This window comes from Novosphingobium sp. B-7, from assembly GCF_000410615.1.
GTDB classification, from domain to species: domain Bacteria; phylum Pseudomonadota; class Alphaproteobacteria; order Sphingomonadales; family Sphingomonadaceae; genus Novosphingobium; species Novosphingobium capsulatum.
Map to the genome: position 1 here is coordinate 1 of NZ_KE148434.1, position 8,743 is coordinate 8,743.

5 protein-coding genes, 1 tRNA gene and 1 pseudogene are annotated in these 8,743 nt (G+C 65.3%); 6 read left to right on the forward strand and 1 reads right to left on the reverse strand.

The window, feature by feature from the left end; genetic code table 11:
- The 6 genes and pseudogenes from H926_RS28940 to H926_RS0118870 all read left to right on the forward strand — a co-directional run.
- Nucleotides 1-927, forward strand: a pseudogene (locus H926_RS28940) (adenosine deaminase); the annotation flags it as partial.
- Nucleotides 928-1,023: 96 nt separating this feature from the next.
- Nucleotides 1,024-3,516 carry a TonB-dependent siderophore receptor gene (locus tag H926_RS0118850; protein WP_022677677.1) on the forward strand — a complete coding sequence of 831 codons (2,493 nt, stop codon included), beginning with the start codon at nt 1,024-1,026 and terminating at the stop codon, nt 3,514-3,516.
- 56 nt (nt 3,517-3,572) lie between these two features.
- On the forward strand, nt 3,573-4,712 hold the full coding sequence (locus H926_RS0118855; protein WP_022677678.1) for a purine nucleoside permease: 1,140 nt from the start codon (nt 3,573-3,575) through the stop codon (nt 4,710-4,712).
- Nucleotides 4,709-6,076: an 8-oxoguanine deaminase gene (locus H926_RS0118860; protein WP_022677679.1), complete on the forward strand. Its 1,368-nt coding sequence runs from the start codon at nt 4,709-4,711 to the stop codon at nt 6,074-6,076. Before H926_RS0118855 ends, H926_RS0118860 begins: the two co-directional genes overlap by 4 nt.
- A gap of 30 nt (nt 6,077-6,106) precedes the next feature.
- Nucleotides 6,107-7,474 carry a nucleobase:cation symporter-2 family protein gene (locus H926_RS0118865; RefSeq protein ID WP_148291803.1) on the forward strand — a complete coding sequence of 456 codons (1,368 nt, stop codon included), beginning with the start codon at nt 6,107-6,109 and terminating at the stop codon, nt 7,472-7,474.
- Between the two features lie 106 nt (nt 7,475-7,580).
- On the forward strand, nt 7,581-8,627 hold the full coding sequence (locus tag H926_RS0118870; protein WP_028658231.1) for an aromatic ring-hydroxylating dioxygenase subunit alpha: 1,047 nt from the start codon (nt 7,581-7,583) through the stop codon (nt 8,625-8,627).
- Between the two features lie 15 nt (nt 8,628-8,642).
- Here H926_RS0118870 and H926_RS0118875 read toward each other — a convergent pair.
- Nucleotides 8,643-8,730, reverse strand: a tRNA-Ser gene (locus tag H926_RS0118875).
- Nucleotides 8,731-8,743: the final 13 nt, after the last annotated feature.

Here is an 8,743-nt window from a genome sequence, read left to right on the forward strand (position 1 = left end):
CTGCTGGCCCAGCTGCCCGCGCTGCGCGCGCAGATCGATGCCGAGGAAGCTGCTGCGCGCACCGGCATGCACTGTGCCACGCCGCAGGCCGAGCCTGGCTGCGGCGTGGCGGTGCACTATCTTGCCTGGGCGCTGCGCGACGTGGCGCCGGCCGCCGTGTTTCGCGCGCTGATCCTGGCGTTTGCCTTGGCCGAAGCCGATCCGCGCTTTGTCGGCGTCAATATCGTCCAGCCCGAAGACTGGCCGGTGGCGCGCGCGGATTACGATCTGCACATGGCGATGTTCCGCTTCCTGGCGCAGCGCCATCCCGGCGTTGCCATTTCCATGCACGCCGGTGAACTCGCCTTCGGCCAGGTGCCGCCGGCAGACATGCGCGATCATATCGCAAAGGCGGTGGCGGCCGGCGCCCGGCGCATCGGCCACGGCGTGGATATCGCGTTTGAAGACCAGGGCAGCGAGACGCTGGCGCAGATGGCGCGCCAGGGCGTGGCTGTGGAGATCAACCTCACCAGCAACGCCGTGATCCTGGGCGTGAAAGGGCCTGTGCATCCGCTCTCGCTCTATCGCCGCCATGGCGTGCCGGTGGTTCTTGCCACCGATGATCAGGGCGTGCTGCGCACCGACATCACCAACGAGTTCCAGCGCGGCGTGCAAGAGCAGGGCCTGGGCTATGGCGATCTCAAGGCCATGGCGCGCGCCTCTCTGGAATACAGCTTCGTGCCGGGCGCCAGCCTGTGGCGCGATCACCACGTCGGGCAATGGGCCGCGCCGTGTGGTGGCACGGGGCAGGCTGCCTCAGCCACGCCGTGCCGCGCGCTGCTGGCGGCCAGCGAAAAGGCGCGCCTGCAGATGGCGTTGGAACAGCGGCTGGAGGCGTTTGAGGACGACGCTATCAAGGCCGCCGTAATCAATAATAAAAAGTCATAAAAACAAGATCATGCCCAGGGAGGGGCGTGAAGGCAGAAAAACAGCAACGGACGGCACGCCCATGGCGGCGTGGCCCGATCATGGGGGTTACGAAGAATGAGCATGTTTCAAGCACGGCTGCACCAGCCCAAGCCCGCGCGCCGCGCGATGGTCGCTCTCGCTCTGCTGGCGGGAACCGCGCTGGCCCGGCCGGCCTTGGCCGACCAGGCCGCACCGGCACCCGAAGCCGGCGATGAAAAGCCCGAGATCGTCGTGTCCGGCTCGCTCGGCGCGCTGCCGCTGAAGGATGTCGGCTCTGTTTTCGGGTTCGACAAGACGCTGGCCGAAACGCCGCGCGCGGCATCGTCGGTAAGCTCGGAACAGCTCGAACGCTTTGGCATCACGCAGATCTATGACCTGGTCAGCCAGGTGCCCGGCACGTTTACCAGCTCGTTCTTCGGCACCGGCGGCGCGCTCGATATTCGCGGCACGCCCGGCGAAGTCTATTTCCGCGGCATGCTGCGCCTGGAAAATCCCGGCAACTATCCCACCCCGATTGCCGCCGCTGATCGCATCGACATCGTGCGCGGCCCGGCCTCGCCGATCTATGGCCCGTCCAAGACCGGCGGCTACATGAACTTCGTGCCCAAGACGGCGCGCGCCGCCAATGGCACTTATGCCCCCGATCCGCATGGCTTCATCGCCTATGACACCGGCAGCTGGGCCCGCAGCGTGCTCAAGGGCAGCATCACTGGACCGGGCCGGATCGGCGATCACCAGTTCGGCTACAGCCTCTATGCCGAATCCGAGGATTCGGGCAGCTATTACCGCAACATCCACCCGCGCAACCTGGTGCTCTCGGCCGCGTTCGACACCGACATTACCAGCAACCTGCGCACCGAATTCGGCGGCATGTATCAAAAGTTCCGCGGCCAGCAAAACGGCGGCTGGAACCGCCTGTCGCAAGACCTGATCGACAACGGCAATTACGTCACCGGTAATGCCAGCAATTACATCACTGACAAGAATGGCAACCTGGTCAATATCGCTGCCGACGGAATGATCACGCGCGCCGAAGCGCGGGCGGCCAACGGCGGCAAGGGCCTGAGCATCTTCGGTTCGTTTGGCTGCGGCGGCGGCATCGGCGCTTCGGGCTGGACCGACGCCTGCCTCAAGGCCAACTATCCCGACCTCGCGCTGGTCAACCCCGGCACCACCAAGCTGAGCAAGCGCGACACGCTGACCGGCCCCAATGACAAGCTCAACAACGATCAGAAGACGTTCTATTTCGACCTGATCTGGACCGGGCCGGGCAAGCTGGAGATCAAGAACCAGGTCTTCTACGACGGCACCAAGAACCTCAACGAGAACTACTACGGCTTCTCGCAAAAGATCGATTCCTACGTTCTGGAAGACAAGGTGGTGATCAGCGACAGCTTCACCACGTCTGCCGGCAAGTTTTCGATCCAGGCAGCCCCCTCGCTGCGCTACACCAAGTTCAACTTTGCCGATGACTTTGGCGTCGAACTGTGGAACCGTCCCGATATCACCACGGGCTATACCGCGGCATCCACCCGCCAGCTTTCCACCGACTGCGATTGCAACTATTCCGACTATCTCAAGGGCCACTATCTCGACGTCGGTCTGGCCGGGCTGGTCGATGCCGATTTCGATTTCGGCCTCGACGTGATTGCCGGCCTGCGCTGGGACCATGTCCACGCCACGTCCACCGCGCTGCTTACCAAGTATGATCCGGCCGATTATCCCAGCGTGGCGCAAGCCACCGGCAACAACAGCGGCCTGTCGTGGAACGCCAGCGTTTCCTACAAGACGCCGATCGGCATCATTCCCTATGTCACCGCGTCGCGCCAATCGACGGTGGTCGCCGGTGAAGGCGCCGAAATCCAGCCGACCGCGATTGCCGGGGGCACGTTCCTGTCGGCCTCGCGCCTCTATGAAGCCGGCATCAAGGGTGAGTTCCTCGACAAGCGGCTCTATGCGGCGCTGTCGGTCTACAAGCAGGAGCGCACCGACGTCGTTTCCGACAGCCCGCTGACCAACCAGTCGATCCGCACCAAGGGCGTGGAAGCGGAACTGCGCTGGGCGATCGACAAGCACGCGCTGGTCACCGCGAACTACACCTATATCGACGTGGTGAATATCTCGGCGCTCACCAGCGGCGGCTATTTCAACTACTTCGGCATCGGTGACATGGTGAACGTCAAGGATCCGTCGCTCTATCTCGGCGGCAGCCAGATCGGTTACCTGTTCCCCTCGACCAACGCCCAGGCGCGGCGTCCCGGCATTCCGCACAACGTGGTGTCGGCCACCGGCACCTATGCCTTTGACAACGGCATCGCGATCAACGCCGATGTCAGCCACGTGGACTCGGTCTTCTCCAGCTATAGCCAGACGGTGCGCCTGCCGGCCTATTGGCTGGTCAATGCCGGTGCTTCGTTCACCACGGGCCACTGGATGTTCCGTGCCGTGGTCAAGAACCTCAACAACGCGCGCTATTTCCGGGCCGGTGGCCAGGATCTGTTCGGGGCCGATATCGCCCTGCCGCAGGTGCCGCGCAATTTCCAAGCGACCATTCAGTACAAGTTCTGATCCTCAGTACAGGGCGGCAATATTTTGCCGCCCTGTCAATTGCCTATCGGATATTCATGATGTTGCAGATGAAGGGCCTGCGCCACGCGGCCATCGCCTTGGCGCTCGCTGGTATGGCCACTGGCGCCCGTGCCGCCACCACTCCGGCCGTTCCGCCTGCGGTAGCCAAGGCCTTGCAGTGCAGGCCGGGCGCGGCCTGCACTGCAAAGATCCCGGTCAAGGTGGTGATCGTCACCATGTTCGAAGTGGGGCAGGACACGGGTGATGAGCCTGGCGAATTCCAGTTCTGGCGCGAGCGGCGCAAGCTGGACGTGCGCATTCCGTTCCCGCAATCACACCACGATCTCTTCTACAATCCCGACAGCCAGATCCTGGGCATGGTGACGGGCATGGGCTCGATCCGCTCGGCCACGGCCACGCTGGCACTGGGGCTCGATCAGCGGTTCGATCTGTCGCACGCCTATTGGCTGGTGGCCGGCATTGCCGGGGTTGACCCGCACCAGGCCACGATCGGCTCGGCCGTGTGGGCGCATTATCTGGTCGATGGCGATCTGGCGCACGAGATCGATGCCCGCGAAATTCCTGCCGATTGGAAGAGCGGCTATTTCGCGCTGCATTCCAATGGGCCCAATGACACAGTACGCGACAAGCGGCCGCAACAGGCGAACGAGGGCGAGATGTTCGCGCTCAACCCCGCGCTGGCCGATTGGGCCTATGGCCTGACCAAGGACATGGCGTTGCCCGACAGCGCGCAACTGGCCGCCGCGCGCGCGCCGTTCACCGGCATGGTCCCGGCGCAGTCTCCGCCGCGCGTGATGACCGGCGACAACCTGGCCGCGATGACCTTTTGGCACGGCGGCATGATGACGCAGTGGGCGCACGATTGGGTGGATTTCTGGACGGGAGGGAAAGGCGTGTTCGTCACCTCTGCCATGGAAGAAACCGGCACGTTCCAATCGATCGACTATCTTGCGCGGATCGGCCGGGCCGATCGCGACCGAGTGATGGTGCTGCGCGGCGCGTCCAACTTCACCATGCCGCCGCCCGGTGTGGCGCCTGCTGACTATCTGCTCAAGGAAAACAACAACTATTCCGGCATGCGCGCCTCGCTCGAAGCGCTCTATACCGTCGGATCGAAAGTGGTGGATACGCTGCTGGCGGATTGGCCGCGCTATGCCAAGGCCCCGCCCAAGTGAGCAGCGGCGGCCTGCATAGCGGGGCGATCATCCATGCCGATGTGCTGGCAACGATGGACGATGCCGGCACCGAGATTGCCGATGGCGCGATGATCTGGCGCGACGGCGCCATCGTCGCCTGTGGTCCCACTGCCGATCTGGCGCCGCAACTGGGCGGGCTTGACGCCATAGACGCGCGTGGCTGCGTCGTCACGCCTGGCCTGGTCAACACGCACCACCACCTCTACCAGTCGCTCACCCGCGCAGTGCCGGGCTGCCAGGATGCCTCGCTGTTCGGCTGGCTCAAGACGCTCTACCCCATCTGGGCGCGCTATACGCCCGATGATGTCTTTGCCGCCACGCGGCTGGGCCTGGCCGAACTGGCGCTGTCGGGCTGTACGCTGTCTTCCGATCACCTCTACCTCTTTCCCAACGGCGTGCGGCTGGAAGACACGATCGCCGCGGCGCAGACCATCGGCATCCGCTTTCACCCCACGCGCGGGGCGATGAGCGTGGGCGAAAGCCTGGGCGGCCTGCCGCCAGACAGCCTGGTCGAGGCCGAACCGGCCATCCTCGATGACATGATCCGCGTGATCGATGCATTCCACGATGCCGGCGAGGGCGCCATGGTCCGCGTCGGCGTGGCGCCGTGCTCGCCCTTTTCGGTAAGCCGTGAACTGATGCGCGATGCCGCGATCTTGGCGCGCGACAAGGGTGTGATGATGCACACCCACCTGGCCGAAGACGCCGACGACGTGCGCTATAGCCTGGAGAAGTTCGGCTGCCGCCCCGGCGACTATGCCGAGAGCCTGGGCTGGACCGGGCCGGATGTGTGGCATGCCCATTGCGTGCAGCTCGATCCCAACGAAATCGCCCTGTTTGCCCGCACCCGCACCGGGGTGGCGCATTGCCCCTGCTCGAACTGCCGCCTGGGATCGGGGATCGCGCCCGTGCGCGGCATGCTCGATGCCGGCGTGCCGCTCGGCCTGGGCGTCGATGGTTCCGCATCGAGCGACAGCGGGCACCTTTTGGCCGAGGCGCGCCAGGCCATGCTGCTGCAGCGCGTGGCTGGCGGGGCCGGTGCGCTTTCCGCGCGCGAGGCCCTGCGTATGGCAACACGCGGCGGCGCCGAGATTCTCGGCCGGCACGATTGTGGCCAGTTGCACCCAGGCAAACGCGCCGACCTGGCCATCTGGCCCGTGGCGCAGATCGCCTCGACCGGGAGTTGGGACGCGCTGGCAGCGCTGGTCTTTGCCCCGCCGGCAGGGCCGCGCGATGTCTTCGTCGAAGGGCGCGGCGTGGTGCGCGGCGGCGAACTGGTGCTGTCGGCCCAGGCAGAGGTTGTGGCCGGCGCGCAAGCGGCGCTCGCCCGGCTGATGGCATAGGAACAGATGATCGGCATGACGGAGGCAGCCATGGCAACAGCAGCGATACCCGAAAGCGCCGTGCCCCTATCCGGGCCGACCGACGCGCAACGCCGCGATCCGGCCTATGTGCCACGGCTGCCCATGGCGGTGGCACTGGGCGTGCAGCACGTGCTGGCGATGTTCGTTTCCAACATCACGCCGCCGATCATCGTGGCGGGCGCGGCCGGGTTCGGCTTTGGCTCGGCCGATCCCTCGGCGCTGATCTACATGATCCAGGCGGCCATGCTCTTCGCTGGCGTCGCCACGCTGTTGCAGACCGTGGGGCTGGGGCCGATCGGCGCGCGCCTGCCGCTGGTGCAGGGTACCAGCTTTGCCTTCATTTCGGTGATGATCCCGATCGTGGCCGGCAAGGGCGTGGAGGGCATGGCCGCGCTGACCACTGCCGCGTTCCTGGCTGGGTTGCTCCATGCCGGGCTCAGCCGCCTGGTCGGGCCGATCCGCTTTGCCCTGCCGCCGCTCGTCACCGGGCTGGTCGTGCTGATGATCGGGCTGTCTTTGGTGCGCGTGGGCGTGGAATATGCCGCAGGCGGGGTGACGCTGCGCGGGCTGCCGGCCTATGGAGCGGCGTCGAGCTGGCTGCTGGCCGGGGTAGTCGTGTTCGCCACGCTTGGCCTCAAGTTCTTCGGGCGCGGCGTGCTCTCAACTGCTGCCGTGCTGCTTGGCCTGCTCGCTGGCTATGGCGTGGCGCTGGCTATGGGCCGCGTGGATTTCGCCCCCGTCGCGCAGGCGCACTGGCTGATGCTGCCGCGTTTCCTAGCGTTTGGCTGGGAACTGTCACCCTCGGCCATCCTCGGCTTCTGCCTGATCGGCTTCGTCTCGTCGATCGAATCGATCGGTGATGTCGAGGCGATCTGCGAAAACGGGGCAGGGCGGCGCGCCACCGATCAGGAAGTGATGGGCGCGGTGGCCGCCGACGGCGTGGGCACGGCGCTCTCTGCCCTGTTCGGCGCCATGCCCAACACCACGTTCAGCCAGAACGTGGGCCTGATCGCCATGTCGGGCCTGATGAGCCGCTTCGTGGTGACACTGGGCGCGTTGTTCCTGATCCTGTGCGGCCTGCTGCCCAAGATCGGCGCGGTGATCACCACTGTCCCGATCGAAGTGCTGGGCGGGGGCGTGATCGTGATGTTCGGCATGGTCGCGTCCTCCGCGCTCGCCATGCTGTCGAGCGTCGCATGGAACCAGCGCAACATGCTGGTGGCCGGCACCGCGCTCTCGGTCGCGCTCGGGCTCCAGCTTGAGCCAGAGGCACTAGGCCACCTGCCGGAAACGGCGCGGATACTGCTGTCATCGGGCGTCATGCCGGTGGCCGTGATCGCGCTGGTGCTCAACCTGGTGCTGCCCAAAGAGATTTAACCGCGCGCATTTTTGCAACAGAGCGTGAGAATCATTGCGTTTGATCGAACACCGCCGCGCCGCCATCATGGCGCCATCGCGTTGAAACGATAAGGTAATGCTGCCCATGGCCACGGCCCCGCTCGCATCTTTCGAACCGGTCCTCCCGCATGGTTGCACGTATACGCCGCAGGATTGGGCCATCCTGTCGCGCCATTGGTATCCCGTTGCCCTGGCGCGCGAGGTAGGCGAGGCACCGATCAAGGCGCGGCTGCTCGATCAACCTTTGGTGCTCTATCGCGCCCAGGATGCGCTGGTCATCGCGCCCGACCGTTGCCCCCATCGCGGCGTTCCGCTCAGCATGGGGCGGGGCAACGGACGCGGGGTGGAATGCCCCTATCACGGGCTGACCTTTGGCGCCGGCGGGCGCTGCGTGCATATTCCTGCGCAACCGCAACGGTCGATCCCAACGCAGTTCCACCTTCACACCTATCCGGCAGTGGAACGCTACGGCCTGATCTGGACCTGCCTCGATCCTGCAGCGGGCGCACCAGACGCAGACGCGATCATTGCCATGCCACATTGGGAAGAAGCGGGCTTTCAGCAGATTGTCTGCCCGTGGATCGATATTCGCGGCTCGGCCGGGCGGCAGATGGAGGGCTTTCTCGACGTCGCGCATTTTGCCTTCATCCACAGCGAAAGCTTTGCCGATCCCGATAATGCCCAGGTGCCCGATTATCGGCCGCGCCGCACGGCGCAGGGTTTCGAGGCGGAATATTGGAGCAACGTGGCCAACTATCCCAAGGGGGTGGACAAGGCGCCGCCGGGCTTTCGCTGGCTGCGCCACTTCCGCTGCCATGTTCCGTTCACGGCCACGCTCGAAGTCCATTTCCCCGGCGATGATCGAATGGTGATCCTCAATGCGGCATCGCCGGTTTCAGCCACGGAAACCCGCCTGTTCGTGCCGATTGCCCGCAATTTCGATACCGATCTGCCGGTGCAGGGCGTCTATGACTTCAACCGCCAGGTGTTCGAGGAAGACCGCGCCATGGTAGAGGCGCAATGGCCCGCGCAACTGCCGCTCGATCCCAGCGCCGAAGCGCATCTGACCGCTGACATGAGTTCGATGTTCTATCGCCGCGCGTTGCGCGACCTCGGCCTGCGCGGCGGCTGATCCGACGGGCTGGGTTGGCGGAGGGGGTGGGATTCGAACCCACGGATGCTTGCACATCGGCGGTTTTCAAGACCGCTGCAATCGACCACTCTGCCACCCCTCCGGCGCACCGCCGA

What these genes read in the sequence shown, in the direction of transcription:
- H926_RS0118870 (WP_028658231.1), top strand. Translation starts at nt 7,581, where the DNA reads ATGGCCACGGCCCCGCTCGCATCTTTCGAACCGGTCCTCCCGCATGGT.
- H926_RS0118850 (WP_022677677.1), top strand. Translation starts at nt 1,024, where the DNA reads ATGAGCATGTTTCAAGCACGGCTGCACCAGCCCAAGCCCGCGCGCCGC.
- H926_RS0118865 (WP_148291803.1), top strand. Translation starts at nt 6,107, where the DNA reads ATGGCAACAGCAGCGATACCCGAAAGCGCCGTGCCCCTATCCGGGCCG.
- H926_RS0118855 (WP_022677678.1), top strand. Translation starts at nt 3,573, where the DNA reads ATGATGTTGCAGATGAAGGGCCTGCGCCACGCGGCCATCGCCTTGGCG.